16 protein-coding genes and 1 tRNA gene are annotated in these 18,361 nt (G+C 70.3%); 15 read left to right on the top strand and 2 right to left on the bottom strand.

Annotated features, from left to right (window positions below):
* Positions 1-3 precede the first annotated feature (3 nt).
* Entirely contained in the window at positions 4-702 is a 699-nt protein-coding gene (locus BS69_RS0103430) for a head GIN domain-containing protein (RefSeq protein ID WP_169738050.1), read from the bottom strand.
* 128 nt (positions 703-830) lie between these two features.
* Here BS69_RS0103430 and BS69_RS0103425 point away from each other — a divergent pair, with 128 nt between their 5' ends.
* The 3 genes from BS69_RS0103425 to BS69_RS0103415 all read left to right on the top strand — a co-directional run bounded on the left by BS69_RS0103425 (position 831) and on the right by BS69_RS0103415 (position 3,289).
* The gene (locus tag BS69_RS0103425; RefSeq protein WP_029940584.1) at positions 831-1,409 is read left to right on the top strand and encodes a DUF4126 domain-containing protein; all 579 of its coding nucleotides are present in this window, start codon (positions 831-833) and stop codon (positions 1,407-1,409) included.
* Between the two features lie 34 nt (positions 1,410-1,443).
* Positions 1,444-1,827 carry a nuclear transport factor 2 family protein gene (locus tag BS69_RS0103420; protein ID WP_051676505.1) on the top strand — a complete coding sequence of 128 codons (384 nt, stop codon included), beginning with the start codon at positions 1,444-1,446 and terminating at the stop codon, positions 1,825-1,827.
* A 61-nt stretch (positions 1,828-1,888) separates the two neighbouring features.
* Positions 1,889-3,289 (top strand): MFS transporter, encoded by a 1,401-nt coding sequence (locus tag BS69_RS0103415; protein ID WP_051676504.1) that lies wholly within the window; start codon positions 1,889-1,891, stop codon positions 3,287-3,289.
* A gap of 164 nt (positions 3,290-3,453) precedes the next feature.
* On the opposite strand, the gene mutL is transcribed toward BS69_RS0103415, so the two are convergent.
* A complete protein-coding gene (gene mutL / locus BS69_RS0103410) occupies positions 3,454-5,235 on the bottom strand; it encodes a DNA mismatch repair endonuclease MutL (RefSeq protein WP_029940581.1) in 1,782 nt (593 codons plus the stop codon).
* A gap of 115 nt (positions 5,236-5,350) precedes the next feature.
* Here mutL and BS69_RS0103405 point away from each other — a divergent pair, with 115 nt between their 5' ends.
* The 12 genes from BS69_RS0103405 to BS69_RS0103350 all read left to right on the top strand — a co-directional run bounded on the left by BS69_RS0103405 (position 5,351) and on the right by BS69_RS0103350 (position 18,358).
* Positions 5,351-6,397 carry a rod shape-determining protein gene (locus tag BS69_RS0103405; protein WP_029940580.1) on the top strand — a complete coding sequence of 349 codons (1,047 nt, stop codon included), beginning with the start codon at positions 5,351-5,353 and terminating at the stop codon, positions 6,395-6,397.
* 15 nt (positions 6,398-6,412) lie between these two features.
* On the top strand, positions 6,413-7,297 hold the full coding sequence (locus BS69_RS0103400) for a rod shape-determining protein MreC (protein ID WP_029940579.1): 885 nt from the start codon (positions 6,413-6,415) through the stop codon (positions 7,295-7,297).
* A 2-nt stretch (positions 7,298-7,299) separates the two neighbouring features.
* Complete coding sequence (locus BS69_RS14395; protein WP_051676503.1) at positions 7,300-7,821, top strand: hypothetical protein; 522 nt, start codon at positions 7,300-7,302, stop codon at positions 7,819-7,821.
* On the top strand, positions 7,818-9,731 hold the full coding sequence (gene mrdA, locus BS69_RS13075) for a penicillin-binding protein 2 (protein ID WP_051676502.1): 1,914 nt from the start codon (positions 7,818-7,820) through the stop codon (positions 9,729-9,731). The genes BS69_RS14395 and mrdA overlap by 4 nt, the downstream gene beginning before the upstream one ends.
* Positions 9,728-10,843: a rod shape-determining protein RodA gene (gene rodA / locus BS69_RS0103385; RefSeq protein WP_029940577.1), complete on the top strand. Its 1,116-nt coding sequence runs from the start codon at positions 9,728-9,730 to the stop codon at positions 10,841-10,843. The genes mrdA and rodA overlap by 4 nt, the downstream gene beginning before the upstream one ends.
* Before the next feature lie 84 nt (positions 10,844-10,927).
* Positions 10,928-11,003, top strand: a tRNA-Lys gene (locus BS69_RS0103380).
* A 91-nt stretch (positions 11,004-11,094) separates the two neighbouring features.
* Positions 11,095-11,622 (top strand): RNA polymerase sigma factor, encoded by a 528-nt coding sequence (locus tag BS69_RS0103375; RefSeq protein ID WP_029940576.1) that lies wholly within the window; start codon positions 11,095-11,097, stop codon positions 11,620-11,622.
* A 19-nt stretch (positions 11,623-11,641) separates the two neighbouring features.
* Positions 11,642-12,619, top strand: coding sequence for a FecR family protein (locus BS69_RS0103370; protein ID WP_051676501.1), 978 nt, complete (start codon positions 11,642-11,644; stop codon positions 12,617-12,619).
* Between the two features lie 22 nt (positions 12,620-12,641).
* On the top strand, positions 12,642-14,915 hold the full coding sequence (locus BS69_RS0103365; RefSeq protein ID WP_029940574.1) for a TonB-dependent receptor: 2,274 nt from the start codon (positions 12,642-12,644) through the stop codon (positions 14,913-14,915).
* Positions 14,916-14,986: 71 nt separating this feature from the next.
* Positions 14,987-15,529, top strand: coding sequence for a thermostable hemolysin (locus BS69_RS0103360; protein WP_029940573.1), 543 nt, complete (start codon positions 14,987-14,989; stop codon positions 15,527-15,529).
* On the top strand, positions 15,526-17,616 hold the full coding sequence (locus tag BS69_RS0103355) for an AMP-binding protein (RefSeq protein ID WP_037504355.1): 2,091 nt from the start codon (positions 15,526-15,528) through the stop codon (positions 17,614-17,616). The genes BS69_RS0103360 and BS69_RS0103355 overlap by 4 nt, the downstream gene beginning before the upstream one ends.
* Positions 17,606-18,358: an SDR family NAD(P)-dependent oxidoreductase gene (locus tag BS69_RS0103350; RefSeq protein ID WP_029940571.1), complete on the top strand. Its 753-nt coding sequence runs from the start codon at positions 17,606-17,608 to the stop codon at positions 18,356-18,358. The genes BS69_RS0103355 and BS69_RS0103350 overlap by 11 nt, the downstream gene beginning before the upstream one ends.
* Positions 18,359-18,361: the final 3 nt, after the last annotated feature.

Here is an 18,361-nt window from a genome sequence, read left to right as displayed (position 1 = left end):
CGCTTAGGGCCGCGCGACGATCGAGCCGCTGCCGAAGCGGCGCTGCTGGACCGTCGCGCGGCCCGCATAGGCGATGTTGCCCGAGCCGTAGACCGAAGCGTCGAGGCTCTGCTCGGCGCGGACCGAGGCGTTGCCGCTGCCCCGCACCGCGACCTGCGCGCGGGAAGCGGCAAGCCCAGCGACATCGGCATTGCCCGACCCGGTCAGGTTGAGCAGCAGTTCGCCCGTCCTTCCCGAAGCGCGCAGATTGCCGGCCCCGGTGAGGCCGAGCGCGAGCCGGGGACTGTCGATCCCGGCAAGGCTGGCATTGCCGACGCCCTTCGATTCGAATGCGTCGAGCGCCGGGACCATGATCCGCACCCGGATCGGCGTGCGCGAGCGGAACGAACCGCGGGTGTCGATCCTGAGCGTTCCGCCCCGAACAGTTGTGGTCACGAGCGGCAGGATGTTGTCGTCGGCGACCACCGCCACTTCCGTCCGGGGTCCGATCTGGACGTCGACATTCTGCGCGCCCAGCGTCTCGATCCGGCGGAACGGTGCCACCGCGCGGGCCTGCTGTGCGAGACGTCCGCTGCCGCTCACCATCGGCCCGTTTGCGCGGTGAACCACGTTCCAGCCGGTATCGGCGGCGACCGCGGGAAGGGCGACGGCGGCGGCCACCGCGGCAAGGATGATCACGCTGCCTGGACGGGTCAAACTCATTCTCCTCGATGGCGCGACATTTGTAGCGCTACGTTTGTCTAGTCGGCGGATTCGTCGGCGGCAAGAGGTGAAGTTTGCGGCGGAACGACGGGAGTGACGGGCGGGCCGCATCTGCTAGGTTCGCCCGTATGACCGGCGTCGAACTCCTCGCCCTCGCGGCCTCGGCCAGCCTCTTGGCGGGCTGGCGGCTCTATCTCGTGACCTTCGTCACGGGGCTGGCGATGCGGATGGGGTGGGTCGACCTCCCCGACAAGCTCGCCGCGCTCGACGTGCTCGCCAATCCCTGGGTGCTGGTCATCTCGGGGGCCGCCGCCGTGTTCGAATTCTTCGCCGACAAGGTCGCCTTCATCGACAGCCTGTGGGACGGCATCCACACGGTCATCCGGCCCCTGGGCGGGGCGCTGTTGGCGCTCGCCATCGTCGATCCTGGCGACCCCGCCTGGCAGGTTGCGGCCTTCCTCCTCGGCGGCGGGGCGGCGTTCGTCGCCCATGCCGGCAAGGCGGGGGCGCGGGCAATGGTCAATGCCAGTCCCGAGCCGTTCAGCAACATGGCGGTCTCGGCGGGCGAGGATGTCGCCACCGCCGGCCTCCTCGCGCTCGCCATCGCCAATCCGGTCGCGGCGGCGCTGGTCGCCCTGATTCTCGTGCTTCTCAGTATCTGGCTGGTGATGGCCGGCCGCCGCGCGCTTGGGCGGCTTGTAGGCTAGGCGTAGCTGCGTTTCCTCTCCTGCAGGAGCGACCATGACGGCAATCGACACGGTGAGCAGCCTTTATCGGGCGTTTGGCGAGAGTGACATGGACACGGTCGGTCGCCTTCTCGCCGACACCCACTGGAACGAAGCGGCGGGCGGACCTTATGGCGGCGTCTATCGTGGCTTCGAGGAAGTCGCGGGCAATGTCTTCGGTCGGATCGCGGCCGACGTTCGCGACTTCTCCGCGCGTCCCGACGAACTGCTCGCCATCGGCACGGACCGGGTCCTCGCGCTCGGAACCTATCGCGGCGAGACCGATGCCGGGCCGATGGCGATCCGCTTCGGCCATTTGTGGACCGTCGCCGAGGGCCGGATCAGCCACTTCGAGCAATTCACCGACACCCATCATTGGCGGGTCGCGACGGCGAGCTGAACCCGATTGCGGGTTCGCCGGTTGCGGTATCGGAACCGAAACAGGGAAAGCTTGGGCATCTATGCCGACTGACGAGGCCAACGCCCCCGCGCATCCCCGCTGGACGCTCCTTGCCTGCATCCTCGCTTCGAGCCTGAGCTTCGTCGAAGGCTCGGTGCTGAACGTCGCGCTGCCCGCGATCCGTGCCAGCTTCTCGGCCGGGGCGAGCGAGGTGCAATGGGTGGTGAACGCCTATCTGCTGCCCTTGTCGGCGCTGCTGCTGCTCGGCGGCGCGCTCGGCGATCATTACGGCCGCAGGCGCCTGCTGATCCTCGGCACCGGCCTGTTCGGCGCGGCCTCGCTGCTCTGCGCGCTCGCGCCGGGGCTGGCGCTGCTGCTGGCCGGCCGGGTGCTACAGGGGATCGGCGCGGCGCTGCTGCTGCCCAACAGCCTCGCGCTATTGAATGCCACCTTCGAGGGCGAGGCACGCGGCCGGGCGATCGGGATCTGGGCGGCGGTCGGCGCCGGCGCCGCGGCGATTGCCCCGCTGATCGGCGGCTGGCTGGTCGACCATGTCGGCTGGCCCGCCATCTTCTACATCAACCTGCCGCTCGCCGCCGGGGCGATGCTGATCGCGGCCCGCTTCGCCGCCGAGAGCCGCAATCCCGACGCGGCGCGAACCGATTATCCGGGCGCCCTGCTCGCGACGCTCGGCCTTTTCGGCGTCACCTATGCCCTCACCCTCTGGTCGGTCGCGCTGGCCGTCACCCCGACCATCGTCGGGCTGGGCGTCGCCGGGCTGGTCCTTCTCGGCCTGTTCCTGTGGGTCGAGGCGAAGCGCGGCGACAAGGCGATGATGCCGCTCGCCATGTTCGCCAACCGCTGCTTCGTCGGGACCAATCTCCTCACCTTCCTCCTCTACGGGGCCTTCGGCGCGGTGATGCTGCTCATTCCCTATGTGCTGATCGAGGCCGCGGGCTATTCGCCGCTCCAGGCGGGCCTTGCCCTGACCCCACTGGCGGTGGTGATCGCGGTCGCCTCGCCGCTGATGGGCAAGCTCGCCGCACGCATTGGCGGACGGATTCCCCTTACCGCCGGGCCGGTGCTGGTCGGGGCCGGGCTGCTGCTCGCCCAGCGGATCGGGGTCGAGGGCCGCTACATGATCGACGTGCTGCCCGCGATCCTGGTCCTCGCCGCGGGCATGGCGCTGGCGGTCGCGCCGCTCACCAGCACCGTCCTCTCCTCGGTCGACCAGCGCCATGCCGGGACCGCGAGCGGCCTCAACAGCGCGGTGGCGCGGACCGGGGGCCTGATCGCGACCGCGCTGCTGGGCGCGGTGCTGGCGGCGAAGGGCGAAGCGCTGGTCAGCGCCTTCCACACCACCCTGCTGGTCGCGGCGGTCGTCAGCGCCCTTGCCGGTCTCGCCGCCTGGCTGACCGTCGCCGGCCCCGAACCGCAAAAAAGAACGGCCGCCGAAGCCTGAGCTTCGAGCGGCCGTTCCATTGTCTTGCTCGGTTGCCCGAACCTTATGCGAGGATCTCGCTGGAGGCAGGGCTCACCGACTTGGGACAATGAGACATCTGACCACCTCCTTTCGCTTGTTGACGATAAGCGAAAGATGGCCCGCGCGGACCTGATTTCAAGGGCTTAGCGGCGGCCGAACAGTCGCTCGATATCGCCATGGGCTAGCTTCACCCAGGTCGGGCGGCCGTGGTTGCAATGGCCCGAGTGGGGCGTCACCTCCATTTCGCGCAGCAGCGCATTCATTTCGGCGACGCTCAACACGCGGCCGGCGCGCACGCTGTGGTGGCAGGCGAAGGTGGCGGCGAGGAGGTCGAGCCGGGCCTTCAATGCCTGCGGACCGCCCAGCTCGGCGATCTCGGCGGCGAGGTCGCGGACGAGACCGTGAATGTCGAGCCGGCCCAAGGGCGCCGGCGTGCCGCGGACCAGCACCGCATTCGGGCCGAACCGCTCGATCTCGAGCCCGAAGGCCTGGAGGTCGGCGGCGGCGTCCTCGAGCCGGTCGGCGTCGGGCTCGTCCAGCTCGACCACCTCGGGCAGCAGCAGCGCCTGCACCGCGACCCCGCCATTGCCGGCCCCCCGCTTCAGCCGCTCGAGCACCAGCCGCTCGTGCGCGGCATGCTGGTCGACGATGACGAGGCCATCGGCTGCCTCGGCGACGATATAGGTATTGGCGACCTGCCCGCGGGCGACGCCGAGCGGATGGTCGGGGACCGGTGCGGTCGCCGGTTCGGCGCGGGCGGCGGGCGCGGCGGCGAACAGGCGCTGGTCGTCGTTGACCAGCGTCGTCCCGGCGAAGGCCGGGACCTCAGGCCAGGGTCGCTCGATCGGTTCGCCGAGGTCCCGGCCTTCGCCGGGATGACGCATGACGTCCAGCTCGCTGGTCCAGTTGACCGGCGCGGCCGCCTGGGTCCGCGCGGCGCTGCGGTGCCCGGCCTGGTCGAGCGCGCTCCGCAAGCCGCCGACGATCAGCCCGCGCACGCCCTGCGGATCGGCGAAGCGGACCTCAGTCTTGGCGGGGTGGACGTTGATGTCGATCTCTTTCCCGGGAAGGTCGAGGAACAGGGCGACGATCGGCGAGCGCTCGCGCGCGATCAGGTCCTGGTAGGCGGCCCGGAGCGCGCCAACGAGGAGCCGGTCCTTCACCGGGCGGCCGTTCACGAACAGATATTGCTGGTCGGCCGCGCCACGGGTGAAGGTCGGCAGGCTGACCACGCCGCCAAGCCGAACCTCCCCGCGCTGGAGATCGATCGGAAGCCCGTGCTCGGCCAGCCCATGGTCGAGGATCGATGCCACCCGCGCGGGCAGCGCGACGGGTGCCAGCGACAGGATCCGGCGGCCGTCATGATCGAGCGTGAAGGCGACGTCGGGCCGCGCCATCGCCAGCCGGCGGACGGTGTCGAGGCAGGCGGCATATTCGGCGCGCGGGGAACGAAGGAACTTGCGCCGCGCGGGCACCTTGGCGAACAGCCCCTCGACCCGGACCCGGGTGCCGGGCGGAAGCGCGGCCGGTCCCTCGCTGATCCTCGCCCCATGGTCGACCTCGAGCCGCCATCCGTCGCTCCCCCGCACCCGGCTGTCGAGCGTGAAGCGGGCGACGCTGGCGATCGACGGCAGCGCCTCGCCGCGGAAGCCGAAGCTCGCCACCTCTTCGATCGCCTCGTTCGGGAGCTTGGAAGTCGCGTGCCGCTCGATCGCGAGCGCCATGTCGGCGGGGCTCATGCCCGAGCCGTCGTCGCTCACCTCGACGAGGTCGAGCCCGCCACCGCCGAGCCGGACGTCGACCTGGGTCGCCCCAGCGTCGAGGCTGTTTTCCACCAGCTCCTTCAGCGCGCTCGCCGGGCGCTCGACCACCTCGCCTGCGGCGATTCGATCAACGAGGTGAGAAGGAAGCCTTCTTATTGACATGTTAAGGGTCCTAGCCCAATCGCCGAGCGGCGGCGAGGCACTGTGTTCCGGTGGGATTCACCAGTCGTTACGCCGTTGTCACTGAACAACTTTTTGGTCGGGAAAAGGCGGGCGAATGTTCTGGACGCGCTGGTTCAAGTGGATGAGCCATGACATGGCGATCGATCTCGGGACGGCGAACACGCTCGTCTACGTGCGCGGACGCGGAATTGTGCTCAACGAACCGTCGGTGGTGGCGATCGAAACCATCAACGGCGTGAAGAAGGTCAAGGCGGTCGGCGAAGACGCCAAGCTCATGATGGGCAAGACCCCCGACCAGATCGAGGCCATCCGCCCGCTTCGCGACGGCGTCATCGCCGACATCGACGTCGCCGAGCAGATGATCAAGCACTTCATCCACAAGGTGCATGGCGGCGGCAAGCTGCGCTCCCTGCGCTTCCCCGAGATCGTGATCTGCGTGCCGTCGGGCTCGACCAGCGTCGAGCGCCGCGCGATCCGTGACGCCGCCTCCAACGCCGGCGCCAGCCAGGTCTATCTGATCGAGGAACCGATGGCGGCCGCGATCGGCGCCGACATGCCGGTGACCGAGCCGGTCGGCTCGATGGTCGTCGACATCGGCGGCGGCACCACCGAGGTCGCCGTGCTCAGCTTGCGCGGCCTTGCCTACACCACCAGCGTGCGCGTCGGCGGCGACAAGATGGACGAAGCCATTTCCTCCTACGTCCGCCGCAACCACAATTTGCTGATCGGCGAAGCCACCGCCGAGCGGATCAAGCAGGAAGTCGGGATCGCCAAGCCGCCGGTCGACGGCATCGGCAAGACGGTCCACATCAAGGGCCGCGACCTCGTCAACGGCGTGCCCAAGGAAATCAGCATCAATCAGGGCCAGATCGCCGAGGCGCTGAGCGAGCCCGTGGGCACGATCGTCGAGGGCGTCCGCATCGCGCTCGAGAACACCGCGCCCGAGCTCGCCGCCGACATCTGCGACCAGGGCATTGTCCTGACCGGGGGCGGCGCGCTGCTGCAGGGTCTTGACGAGGTGCTTCGCGACGAAACGGGGCTCCCGGTCACGGTCGCCGAGGATCCGCTCACCTGCGTCGCGCTCGGCACCGGCCGCGCGCTCGAGGAAGAGCAGTTCCGCGGCGTTCTCCAGACCGCCTGAACGAAGGGGTGACCGATGGCGCCGCCGACTAGCGCGCGCCCGGGCTGGTCGAGACGGGCGCAATATGGCCTGTTCTTCAGCTTCCTGGCGGTCATCGCCGGGCTGCTGGTCGGGCTGGGGCTGCTGGCGCTGAGCATCGTCGCGCCCTCGGCCTATGCCGGGGTGCGCGGGGCGGCGCTCGACGCCACCGCGCCGGTCACGGGCGCGCTCCGGAGCGTCACCGACACCGTCGGCGGGCTGGTCAGCGGGGCCGGCAATTACTGGGACGCGGCGCGCCAGAACGGCGACCTTCGCCGCGAGAACCAGGCGCTTCGCCGCCAGTCGATCCAGGCCCGCGCCATCTTCCAGGAAAACGCCCAGCTCAAGGCCGCGCTGACGCTTCGCGAGCGGAATGTCGTGGCGGTGGCCAGTGGACGGATCGTCGGCTCGAGCCTCGAGAGCGAGCGCCGGTTCGCGGTGATCAGCGCCGGGACGGGCGACGGGGTCGCGGTCGGGATGCCGGTCCGCGCCGCGGCGGGGCTGATCGGCCGGGTGGTCGACGCCGGCATGCTCGCCTCGCGCGTGCTGCTCGTCTCGGACCGCGCCAACATCGTTCCCGCCCGCCTGCTGCGCGGCAACCAGCCGGTGATCGCCACCGGCCGGGGTGACGGCACCATCGACCTTCGCCCGCTCGAGGTCGGCCGCAATCCGTTCAAACCCGGCGACATCGTCGTCACCTCGGGCACCGGCGGGCTCTATCCCCCCAACGTGCCGGTCGCGCGGGTCATCCGCCTCGACGACGACGGGGCCATCGCCATTCCCATGGCCGATCCCGCCAATGCGAGCTTCGCGGTGGTCGAGAAGCCCTATGAGGAGGCGGCGCTGCCCGAGGCGGCACCGACGGAAGAGGCGGAGCGCTAGCCATGGTCCGCTCCGCCCTCGGCCGGCAGAATGCCCTCGACCGCGGGCCCAAGCGGCTGGCGATGGTCATCCCCGCCGCCTCGGTCGCCCTCGCCTCGCTGCTTCCGCTGATCCCGGTGGTGGCGCAGGTCGGCTGGATGCCGGAGACCGGCTTCCTGCTCCTGCTCGCCTGGCGGCTGCTGCGCGGCGACGCCATTCCCGCCTGGTGGGCAGCGCCGCTCGGCCTGTGGAACGACCTCGTGCTGGGGCTTCCCATCGGCCTGTCCGTCGCCACCTGGAGCGCGGCGATGATCGCGCTCGACCTCCTCGACCGCCGGACCATGTGGCGCGATTACTGGCTCGAGTGGCTGCTCGCCGCGGCGCTGGTGACGCTCGCCGAGCTTGCCCGGCGCGAGGTCGATGCCGCCATGGGCGCGCGCTACGACCTCGTCGCCATCCTCCCCGCCATCGCCATCTCGGTCCTTGCCTTCCCGCTCGCCGCCTGGACCGCGAGCAAGCTCGACCGCTGGAGGCTCGGGCGATGAGGCGCTTCACCAAGGTTCAGGCCGACATCGTCTTCTCGCGCCGGATGCTGGTCGTCGGCGGTGCGCAATTCGCCATCGCCGGCACGCTGATCGGGCGGATGGGCTGGCTCGCGATCCGCGAGAACGAGAAATATAATTTGCTGAGCGAGGACAATCGCGTCCAGCTGATCATCGTGCCGCCCCGGCGCGGCTGGATCGTCGACCGCGCTGGCAAGCCGATCGCGATCAATCGTTCGGACTTCCGGGTCGACATCATCCCGGAGCAGATCAAGGACAAAGACCGCACCGTCGCGCTCCTGACCCAGTTGCTCGCGCTCCAGCCCGACGAGGTGGACCGGATCACCCGCGAGCTCGCGACCGCCCGCTCCTACCAGCCGATCCAGGTCGCCGAAAACGTGCCCTACGAGCGCTACGCGGCGATCACCGTGCGACTGCCCGAACTGCCCGGGGTCCAGCCCTCGCGCGGCTTCTCGCGTTTCTATCCGACCGGGCCGGCGGTGGCGCACCTCGTCGGCTATGTCGGCACCCCCAGCGCCGAGGATTATCAGAAGACCAAGGACCCCTTGTTCCTCACTCCCGGCTTCAAGATCGGCAAGCAGGGGCTTGAAAAGACGCTCGAACCCAATTTGCGCGGCATTCCCGGCGGGCAGCGGATCGAGGTCACGGCGGGGGGCCGGCTGGTCAAGGAGCTCGAGCCCAAGCCCGACCGCAGCGGCCAGACCGTTCAGCTGACGATCGACGCGGGCCTCCAGGAATATGCCGCGCGGCGGATGGGCGAGGAATCGGGCGCGCTCGTCGCGCTCGACGTCGAGAGCGGCGACGTGCTCGCCTTCGTCTCCATGCCCGCCTTCGATCCCAACAGCTTCTCCAGCGGGATCGGCCGGACCGAGTGGAAGACCCTGTCCGACGACGACCACCTGCCCTTGCTCAACAAGGTCGCACAGGGCCTCTATCCCTCGGGCTCGACGATCAAGCCGGCCATGGCCCTGTCCTTCCTCAGGCAGGGGGTCGATCCCAAGCAGCGGGTCCACTGTCCGGGCGGCCTGCGCGTCGGCAACCGCTTCTTCCGATGCGACGCGGTCCACGGCTCGGTCGACATGCACACCGCGATCGAGCGCAGCTGCAACACCTATTTCTGGGCGATGGGCATCCGCACCGATGCCGAGCAGTGGACCGAAATGGTCCACACCCTGGGCTATGGCCAGCAATTCCCGGAGCTGCCGCTCAGCACCCAGCGGTTCGGGACCATGCCGAGCCCGGCCTGGCTCCAGCGCAAGTACGAGCGCAAGTGGCAGGCCTATGACAGCGCCAACACCTCGATCGGCCAGGGCTATGTGCTGGTCAACCCGCTCCAGCTGGCGGTGATGCCGGCGCGGCTCGCGACGGGCCGGTTGATCCAGCCGCGGCTGCTGCTGAACGGCCCGCGCAAGGAAGCGCCCGTGGTCGGCGCCGATTCCGAGCAGCTGGCGGTGATCCGCAGCGCGATGGCGGCGGTGGTGAACGGAAGCGGCACCGCGGTCGCGTCCAAGCTCCCGCTCGACGGCGTCTTGATGGCGGGCAAGACCGGCACCGCGCAGGTCTACAAGCTCACTACTCGCGGGGTCGCCAATTCCAACTGGCGGCTGCGCGACCACGCTTTGTTCATCGCCTTCGCGCCCGCCGACAAACCCAAATATGCGATCGGCTGCATCATCGAGCATGGCGGCTTCGGTGCCGCCTCGGCCGCGCCGATCGTCCGCGACACCATGACCTATCTGTTCGACCAGCAGAAGGCGTGGGCGGCGCTCGCACCCTTCGAGAAGCAATGGGGCGGAACGCTCGCCGAGCGCACCGCCCGCAAGGCCGAGGCGATCAAGGCCGCCGCCGCTGCCGCTCAGGCCGCCGCCAGGGCACAGGCAGGCGGCGCATGATCTCGAGCGCGATCATCCCCCAGCCGCTCGCCCGGCTGCCGTGGCGGCTGATCTTCCTGATCAGCGGCATTGCCCTGTTCGGGCTGATCAACCTCTATTCGGCCGCGGGCGGCTCGATCGAGCCATGGGCGATGCGCCAGGGCATGGCCTTCGTGCTTTTCATGACGGTCGCGATCGCGCTCTCCAACGTGCGCGAGGAACGGATCAAGCAGGTCACCATCCCCATCTATGGCGCGATCGTCGTCATGCTGGTGCTGACCGACCTCTTGGGCTTCGTCGGCAAGGGCGCGCAGCGCTGGCTCGACCTTGGGATCATCCGGCTCCAGCCGTCCGAGTTCATGAAGCCCGCGATCGCGCTGATGCTGGCGCGCTTCTACGACCTGCTTCCCGCCGGCGACATGCGCTCGCTGCGCGCGATCTGGCCGGCGGCGGCGCTGATCGCGGTGCCGGCGGGGCTCGTCATCCTCCAGCCCGACCTTGGCACCGGCCTGATGGTGGTCTTCGCGGGCGTCACCGTGATGTTCCTCGCCGGCGTGCAGCTGCGCTGGTTCCTCGTCCCCGGCGCGCTTGTCGCCGCGGCGATCCCGATCATCTACGAGTTCCTGCTCCACGACTATCAGCGCAAGAGGATCGACATCTTCCTCGATCCCGAGAGCGACCTGCGCGGCGCGGGCTATCACATCACGCAGAGCAAGATCGCGATCGGTTCGGGGGGCCTGTTCGGCAAGGGCTATCTGCAAGGCAGCCAGAGCCATTTGCAGTATCTGCCCGAGGGACACACCGACTTTGCCTTCGCCACCCTCGCCGAGGAATGGGGGATGCTGGGCGGCACGATCGTCATCCTCGCTTATCTGTTCGTCCTGCGCTGGTGCATGGGCGTCGCCGCCAATGCCTCGACGCGCTTCGCCCGGCTCGCCTGCGCGGGGCTGACCGCGGTGCTGTTCAGCTATTTCGCGATCAACCTCCTGATGGTGATGGGTCTCGCCCCCGTGGTGGGCATCCCCCTCCCCCTGATCAGCTATGGTGGCTCGGCGGTGATGACGGTGATGATCTGCCTTGGCCTCCTGATGAGTTTCGAGCGCCAGCAAAGAACCCGCTCGCGCCTCGGTTAAAGGGGTTGCGCACCGCCCGAGGCGCCGCTATTGGCCCCCTCGCGCCCCCGCTTCCAAGCGGCCGAGCGCACTGCCTCACGGCATGGACGCATAGCTCAGTTGGTAGAGCAGCTGACTCTTAATCAGCGGGTCCTAGGTTCGAGCCCTAGTGCGTCCACCATCTCCCTTCTCCCCGGATCGAACGCGGTCACAGGCCGTCCGCGTCGGGCCTGCGGTTGACCCCTTCGGGATTTGCCGTCAGCGCTCGTCGGATGGCGTTGTCCAGCGGCCTGCTCGATGTTCTGGCGCGTGAGCGGGGGGCGGTTCGCCGTTTCCTCATCGCCCGCACCCGCAGCGACGCGCTCGCCGACGACCTGATGAGCGAGCTCTGGGTGAAGGCCCGGGCAGCCGAAGGCGGCGAAATCGGCAATGCCACCGCCTATCTCTATCGCATGGCCAACAACCTCGTGCTCGACCATCTGCGCGAGGAGCGGCGGCGGGCGCGGCGCGAGCAGGACTGGACGAGCGAGCAGATCGGACCGCTTCCCGCGACCGGCGAGGCCGCCGCCCCCGATCCCAGCGCCGAGGACAGGATGATCGACGCCGACGAGCGTCGCCGGCTGGCCGAGGCCATTGCCGCGCTGCCCGAGGGCGCCCGCCGGGTGCTGCGGATGCACAAGCTCGAGGGATTGAGCCATGGCGAAGTCGCCGAATCGCTCGGGATCAGCCGAAGTGCGGTCGAGAAACATATGGCGGTGGCGATGACCCATTTGCGCCGTCACCTTGGCGGACTGCGGTAATGGCCGGGGCACGGCGTCATTGCGGGGAAACGACGGCGAGGGCATCAGCACCCGGACGGGATCGATGAGCGAGCAACGGGTACACGAGGAGGCGGCGACCTGGTTCGCGCGCATGGCGTCGGACGAGGCCGACTGGCCGGGCTTCACCGCCTGGCTGGAGGCCGACCCGCGCCATGGCGAGGCCTATGACGAACTCGCCCTGCTCGACGACGACCTCTCCCGTCATGCCGACCTGCTCGAGGGATCGAGCCTGCCCGAGCCCGCCAATGACGATGCGCCGCGCTGGCGCCGCTGGGCCGGCTTCGGCGGCGGCGCGGTGGCGGCGGGACTTGCGCTGCTGCTGGCGGTCCAGTCATCGAGCGATGCCCCCCTTCCTGCCCGGACCTTTGCCGCGCCCGGCGCGAAGAGCGCCGCGATCGCGCTTGGCGACGGGACCCGCGTGGTCCTCGCCCCCAGCAGCCGGCTCGAGGTCCGCGGCACACAAATGGCGCTGAGCGGCGCGGCCTGGTTCGACGTCCCGCACCGCCCGGGCCGCGAGATGAAGGTCGATCTGGGCGGCTACGAGATTCGCGACATTGGCACCACCTTCACCGCCGTGAACGACGCGCGCGGGGTCGAGGTGGCGGTCGGCGAAGGCCGGCTCAGCGTCGCTTCCGACCGCCTGTCCACGCCGGTCGCCCTGTCCGCCGGTCGTTCGCTGGTCGCGCCGGCGGGAAGCAGCGCGGTCCGGCTGGGCTCGGTCGATCCGGCCGGCGTGGGTGCGTGGCGGACCGGCCGGCTGAGCTTCGCCGACACGCCGCTGGCGGTAGTCGCGGCCGAGGTCTCGCGCTATTCGGGTCGCCAGATCGCGGTGGATCCGGCCATCGCCGGGGAGCCGTTCAGCGGGACCATAGCGCTTCATGACGATGTCAGTCCCGCCGAGACCCTCGCCCGGATCATGGCGCTCGACGTCGCGTCGCAGGGCGGCGCGCAGCGGCTGGTGCGCCGGGGCCGCTAGCCTTCTCCTTGCCACCACGCCGGTGCTTGCCGCGCCGGTCACGATCGACCTTCCCGCGGCCCCCATCGCCCAGTCGCTCCGCCGCCTGAGCGCACTCACCGGGGCGTCGATCGGCGTCGCCGGACGCCTCCCTTCGCTCCGCACCCGCCCCGTGCGCGGCGCGCGCAGCGCGGGCGAGGCGCTCGCCGTGATGCTCGAAGGAAGCGGCTGGCGGGCGGTTGCGGTCGGACAGGGAAGCTTCCGGATCGAGCCGGCAAGCGGTCCCGCGCAGCCTGGGACGGTCGGGCCCGGGCGCGATCCCGCGCCGCCGTCCTCGCTGCCGGAACAGGAGATCGTGGTCACCGCGCTCAAGCGTCCGACCCGGCTGGCCGACGTGCCCGCGACGGTACATCTCTTGCCGATGCGCGGGGCAATGCGGGGAAGCGCGCCCGGCCAGGCCGCCGACGTCGCCGCGGCCCTGCCCTCGCTCACCAGCAGCGGCACCGGCCCGGGGCGGGACCGCTATTTCCTTCGCGGGGTCGGAGACGGCCCGCTCGGCGGCTTCGACCAGGGCAGCGTCGCGGTGCTGATCGACGAGGGACGGCTCAATTACGACGCGCCCGATCCCGACTGGGCGCTGGTCGACATCGACCGGGTCGAAGTGCTCGAGGGACCGCAGGGGCCGCTTTACGGCTCGGGCGCGCTGGGGGGTATCGTCAAGATCGTCACCAACCGAGCGGCGCTGGACGAGACCCGGGCCGAGGCCGGTGCGGGGCTCGCCGTCACCGCCTCGAGCGGCCTCTCGACCAGCCTCACCGGAATGCTCAACCTGCCCCTCGTCTCCGGGCGCGTCGCGCTTCGGGCGGTCGGCTACCGGTCGCGCGACGCGGGGTGGATCGACAATGCGGGCGGCCGCGCCGACGTCAATTCCGAGGCGCTCGGCGGCGGGCGGCTGTCGCTCGCGATCCGGCCCGCTGCGGGCTGGCGGATCGATCTCACCGGCGCGGTCCAGCGGCGCAACATGCGCGACAGCCAGTATCTCGACGGTCGCCTTGGCGGGCTTCGCCGTCCTGCCCGTCTCCCCGAACCCCATGACAGCGACGCCGCGCTCGCGCTGGCGACGGTGAGCGGTTCGCTGGGCAACCTGTCGCTGACCTCGGTCACGAGTTTCAGCCGGCAGGAGAGCGACGTCGCCTTCGACGCCTCGCCGCTCGCCCCCGTCCTCGGCACCGCCGGCGCGACGCTCGTCCACGACAGCCGGCGCTATACCCTGCTCGACCAGGAGGTCCGGCTGGCAAGCAAGCCGGGCGACGGTCCCGAATGGCTCGCGGGCGCGTCGTTCATGCAGGCCAGGACCGACGTCGCCATCGTCGCGCGGAGCGACCCGGCACCGGTGGCGCTGCTCGCCTCGCGGCGCTCGGTGGCGGAGAGCGCGGTCTTCGGCGAAGCGGGCTGGCCGCTCGGCGCCGGTCTCAGCCTCAGCGCCGGTGGCCGGCTCTTCTCGACGCTGGTCGAGGACGAAGGCAGCGGACGCGAGACGAGCGAACAGCGCTCCAGGCGCGTGGTTCGCGCCTCGGGCAGCCTCGGCCTGAGCTGGAAGCCTTCGCCCTCGACGACCGTCTTCGCGCGGGCGGCCACCGCCTTTCGACCGGGCGGTCTCAACATCGTGCGCGGCGCAACCCGGCCGGCCTATGACGCCGACGAGCTGCTCAGCCTCGAGGCGGGCGTGCGCAGCCGGATCGGCGCCGCCGTGTCGCTCGACCTCACCATCTACGGCGAGCGCTGGCGCCATGCGCAGGCCGACGAATTGCTGGCCGACGGCCTCGTCGCCACCCGCAACGTCGGCAATGCGCGCACCATCGGCGCCGAGGGACGGTTGCGCTGGTCGCTCGGGAAGGGGCTCGGGCTCGACCTGTCGGCGATGGCCCAGTCCGCCCGGCTCGAGGGCGGCGGCGGCGCGGACATCGACGATCCGCGGATCCCCGCCGTGCCCGAACTCGCCTTTCGCGGCGATGTCGAGCAGAGGCTTTCGATCGCCGGCTGGCGCGGCACGGCGCGGGTCGGGCTTCGCTATACCGGGGCGACCCACCTCAGCTTCGATCCCACCATCGACCGCCGCGCGCGCGGTCGCCTCGAGTCCGATGCCGGCCTCGCGCTCGCCCGGGACGGCTGGTCGCTCGGCCTGTCGGCGACCAACCTCACCAATCGCCGTTCGGATGTCTTTCCCTTCGGCAATCCCTTCCGGGTGCGGGCCGAACCGCATCGCACCCCGCCCCGCCCGCGCACGTTGGGCATGACGATCGGCCGAGACTTTTAAAAAAATTTCCCGCCCCGGCTGAGGTGCCCCGGTCGGCATGGCGTCTTACCCCCGAACCACCGGGGAGTGCCATGCAGGTTGCCGCCGCGAAGCAGTTGATCCAGCGTCGTTTTGCCGCCGTCCACGGCGCCAGCGCACGGCCCGATTACCCCGACTTCCTGTCCGTCACCCCGCCGTCCGCCTCCGCCCCCGCGGCCGTGCTCGGGCTGCGCTACGCCGCCAGCGGACCGTTGTTCCTCGAGACCTATCTCGACCAGCCGATCGAACAGGCGGTGAGTTACCGGCTCGAGCGGATCGTCCCGCGTGAGGCGATCGTCGAGATCGGCGGCCTCGCTTCCGAACAGAAGCGCGCCACGGTCACCTTGTGGGCGCGGACCGCGCGCGACCTCGCCGGCGAGGCCGAGGTCGCGGTGGCGGTGCTGACCGCGCCGTTGCGGCTGATGTTCGCCCGGCTCGGCCTCGACATCCTCGAGATCGCCGACGCCGATCCCGCCAGGCTCGGGGCGCGCGCGGCCGACTGGGGACGCTATTACGAGCTCGCGCCCAAGGTCTGCCTCGGCCTGATCGGCCCGGCCCGTGCGCGGCTTGCCGCCTATGCGGGAGACGAAGCATGAGCGGCAAGCTCCTCGCCGCGCTCGGCGCGCATGCCGCGGCCGGCCGCGCCAACCCCGCCTTCGTCGGCCCCGACGGCGAGATCGGCTGGGGCGAGGCACAGGCCATCGTCGCGGCGACGGTCGCGCGCCTCCCCGCCGACGGGATCCATCCCGGCCGCCCGCTCGGGCTGCTCCTCGACCACGAGCCCGCCAGCGCCCTGCTGCTGGTCGCGCTGCTCGAGGCGGGCGTGCCGGTCATCCCGCTCCCGCCCTTCTTCACCCCCGCCCAGCGCGAGGCCGCGCTCGCCAATGCCGGCGCGGCGCTGCTCGTGATCGGCTGCCGGCTCGAGGCGGGCGCGGTCCGGGTCATCGCCCAGCCGCTCGATCATCGGCCCGTCGCGCTCCCCGAGGGCACTGCGGTGGTCAGCTTCTCGAGCGGTTCGACCGGCGAGCCCAAGGGCGTCTGCCTGTCCGCAGATCATCTCGTCGCCATGGCGGACCATGTCTGTGATTTCCTCGGCCGCGAGCTTGCCGGGCGCCACCTCCCGGTCCTCCCGTTCGGGATTCTCCTGGAACAGGTCGCCGGCCTGTTCGCGTCGATCCTCGCGGGCGGGACCACTATCGCGCTTCCCGGTCGGGCGATCGGCCTCGCCGACCCGCTCCGCCCCGATCCCGCCGCGCTGCTCCGCGCGATCGCCGGGCAGCAAGCAACCTCGCTGATCCTCGTTCCCGAATATCTTTCCCTTCTCGTCGGCGCGATGGAGGCGAGCGGGGTCAAACTCCCCGCGCTCACCCTCGTCGCGGTCGGCGGCGCGCGCACGCCAGAGCCCCTGTTGTGCCGTGCGCGCGCCCTAGGCCTCCCGGTCCGGCAGGGTTACGGCATGACCGAGGCCGGCTCGGTCATCACCCTCGAGGACAGCACCGACGGTCCCGTGGGCAGCGTCGGCCGCCCGATCGGGGCCCACGGGCTCAGCCTCGCCGACGATGGCGAGATCGTCATCGACGGTCCGCTGTTCCTCGGGCTCGTGGGACAGATGCGGCCTCCCGGCCCCTTCGCTACCGGCGACCTCGGCGAGATCGATGCGGACGGCCGGCTCCGCATCCTCGGCCGCAAGTCGAATCTCATCGTCACCAGTCTCGGCCGCAACATCGCGCCCGAATGGGTCGAGGGACTGCTCCTCGCCGAGGCCGACATCGCGCGGGCCCTGGTTCGCTCCGACGGCGGCGCGGGGCTCGAGGCCCTGCTCGTTCCCGCGAGGCCCGATTCCGACGTCACCGCCGCGCTCGCCCGGGTCAACCTGGCGCTGCCCGCTTACGCCCGGGTCGGCGCGCACCGGCTGGTCCCCCCGTTCACGCCGATGAACGGCCTTCTCACCGGCAACGGCCGGCTGCGCCGCGTGGCGATCGAGCAAAGCTTTCCCAGGGAGAATGACGTGACCGACTTCTTCGACCGCCTGGTCGCCGAGACCCGCGACGCGCAGGCGCGCTTCGCCATGACCCCGCAGCTGATCGCGGGCCTGACCGGGCGGATCAGCCGAACCGATTACATCGCCTATCTCACCCAGGCCTATCACCACGTCCGCCACACGGTCCCGCTGATGGAAGAAGCGCGCAAGGGCCTCGCGGCGCGCGGCGACACGATGCTGGTCGAGGCGCTCGACGATTACATCGAGGAGGAGACCGGGCACGAGGAATGGATCCTCAACGACATTGCCGCCGCCGGGGGCGACCGCGCCGCCGCCGCCGCCAGCGCACCCGCGCCAGCCACACGGCAAATGGTCGACCACGCCTATCAGGTCATCCGCGGCGGCAATCCCGCCGCCTTCTTCGGGATGGTGTTCGTGCTCGAAGGGACCAGCATCGCCATGGCGTCGAACGGCGCCGCGGCGGTCGAGCGCAACCTCGGCCTGCCCAAGAAGGCGTTCACCTACCTGAATTCGCATGGCGCGCTCGACCAGGATCACATGGTCTTCTTCCAGGGGCTGATGAACCGGATCGAAAATCCCGCCGACCAGGCCGCGATCATCGCCATGGCGCGCGACATGTTCGGCCTGTTCGGCGGCATATTCGCCTCGATCGAGCTGGAGGGCCTGCCCCATGCGGCTTGACGGCAAGATGGTGGTGATGACCGGTGCCGCCGGTGGGATCGGCAGCCTGCTCTGCCGCGAATTGCGCGCGAGGGGCGCCCGGCTGGTCGGCGTCGACCGGGTCGTTTGCGAGGAATGCGACGAGACCATCCTCGCCGACCTCGGCAGCCGCGAAGGGCTCGAGCAGCTGGCCGGAAGCCTTGCCGGCCGCGAGGTCGACATCCTCGTCAATCTTGCCGGCATGCAATATTTCGGCCCGATAGAACGGCAGGACCCGGGCAGCATCTGGGCCGGCTATGTCGTCAACCTCATCGCACCCGCCACGCTCATCCGCGCGGTCCTGCCGCAGATGCAGGCACGCGGGCACGGCCAGATCGTCAACATCGGCTCGGTGATGGGCGCAGTGAACTATCCGCACTTCGCCACCTATTCGAGCAGCAAGTGCGGCCTCCGCGGCCTGTCCGAGGCGCTTCGCCGCGAGCTCGGCCGCTCGCCCATCGCCATCACCCACATCGCCCCGCGCGCGGTCCGGACCGGCTTCAACAACGCCGAGGTCAATCGCTTCATGGAGGTGACCGGTATGAAGGCCGACGAACCCGAAGCGGTTGCCGCCGCCATTGCCGAGGCGATCGGCCGGCGCCGGAAGGAGGTGACGCTCGGCGGTCCCGAGCGGCTGTTCACCCGCCTCAACGGCGCGTTCCCCCGGCTCATCGACGCCGGTCTCGAAAGCACCACCGCCAAGGCCCGCGCCCTTTTCGCCTGACCC

Origin of the sequence: Sphingomonas astaxanthinifaciens DSM 22298 (assembly GCF_000711715.1) — a bacterium.
Taxonomy (GTDB): domain Bacteria; phylum Pseudomonadota; class Alphaproteobacteria; order Sphingomonadales; family Sphingomonadaceae; genus Sphingomicrobium; species Sphingomicrobium astaxanthinifaciens_A.
The sequence above is the reverse complement of the archived record's forward strand: the minus strand, read 5'-3'. Positions and strand labels throughout refer to the sequence as shown.

What these genes read in the sequence shown, in the direction of transcription:
- BS69_RS0103430 (WP_169738050.1), bottom strand. Translation starts at nt 702, where the DNA reads ATGAGTTTGACCCGTCCAGGCAGCGTGATCATCCTTGCCGCGGTGGCC.
- BS69_RS0103425 (WP_029940584.1), top strand. Translation starts at nt 831, where the DNA reads ATGACCGGCGTCGAACTCCTCGCCCTCGCGGCCTCGGCCAGCCTCTTG.
- BS69_RS0103420 (WP_051676505.1), top strand. Translation starts at nt 1,444, where the DNA reads ATGACGGCAATCGACACGGTGAGCAGCCTTTATCGGGCGTTTGGCGAG.
- BS69_RS0103415 (WP_051676504.1), top strand. Translation starts at nt 1,889, where the DNA reads ATGCCGACTGACGAGGCCAACGCCCCCGCGCATCCCCGCTGGACGCTC.
- mutL (WP_029940581.1), bottom strand. Translation starts at nt 5,235, where the DNA reads ATGTCAATAAGAAGGCTTCCTTCTCACCTCGTTGATCGAATCGCCGCA.
- BS69_RS0103405 (WP_029940580.1), top strand. Translation starts at nt 5,351, where the DNA reads ATGTTCTGGACGCGCTGGTTCAAGTGGATGAGCCATGACATGGCGATC.
- BS69_RS0103400 (WP_029940579.1), top strand. Translation starts at nt 6,413, where the DNA reads ATGGCGCCGCCGACTAGCGCGCGCCCGGGCTGGTCGAGACGGGCGCAA.
- BS69_RS14395 (WP_051676503.1), top strand. Translation starts at nt 7,300, where the DNA reads ATGGTCCGCTCCGCCCTCGGCCGGCAGAATGCCCTCGACCGCGGGCCC.
- mrdA (WP_051676502.1), top strand. Translation starts at nt 7,818, where the DNA reads ATGAGGCGCTTCACCAAGGTTCAGGCCGACATCGTCTTCTCGCGCCGG.
- rodA (WP_029940577.1), top strand. Translation starts at nt 9,728, where the DNA reads ATGATCTCGAGCGCGATCATCCCCCAGCCGCTCGCCCGGCTGCCGTGG.
- BS69_RS0103375 (WP_029940576.1), top strand. Translation starts at nt 11,095, where the DNA reads ATGGCGTTGTCCAGCGGCCTGCTCGATGTTCTGGCGCGTGAGCGGGGG.
- BS69_RS0103360 (WP_029940573.1), top strand. Translation starts at nt 14,987, where the DNA reads ATGCAGGTTGCCGCCGCGAAGCAGTTGATCCAGCGTCGTTTTGCCGCC.
- BS69_RS0103355 (WP_037504355.1), top strand. Translation starts at nt 15,526, where the DNA reads ATGAGCGGCAAGCTCCTCGCCGCGCTCGGCGCGCATGCCGCGGCCGGC.
- BS69_RS0103350 (WP_029940571.1), top strand. Translation starts at nt 17,606, where the DNA reads ATGCGGCTTGACGGCAAGATGGTGGTGATGACCGGTGCCGCCGGTGGG.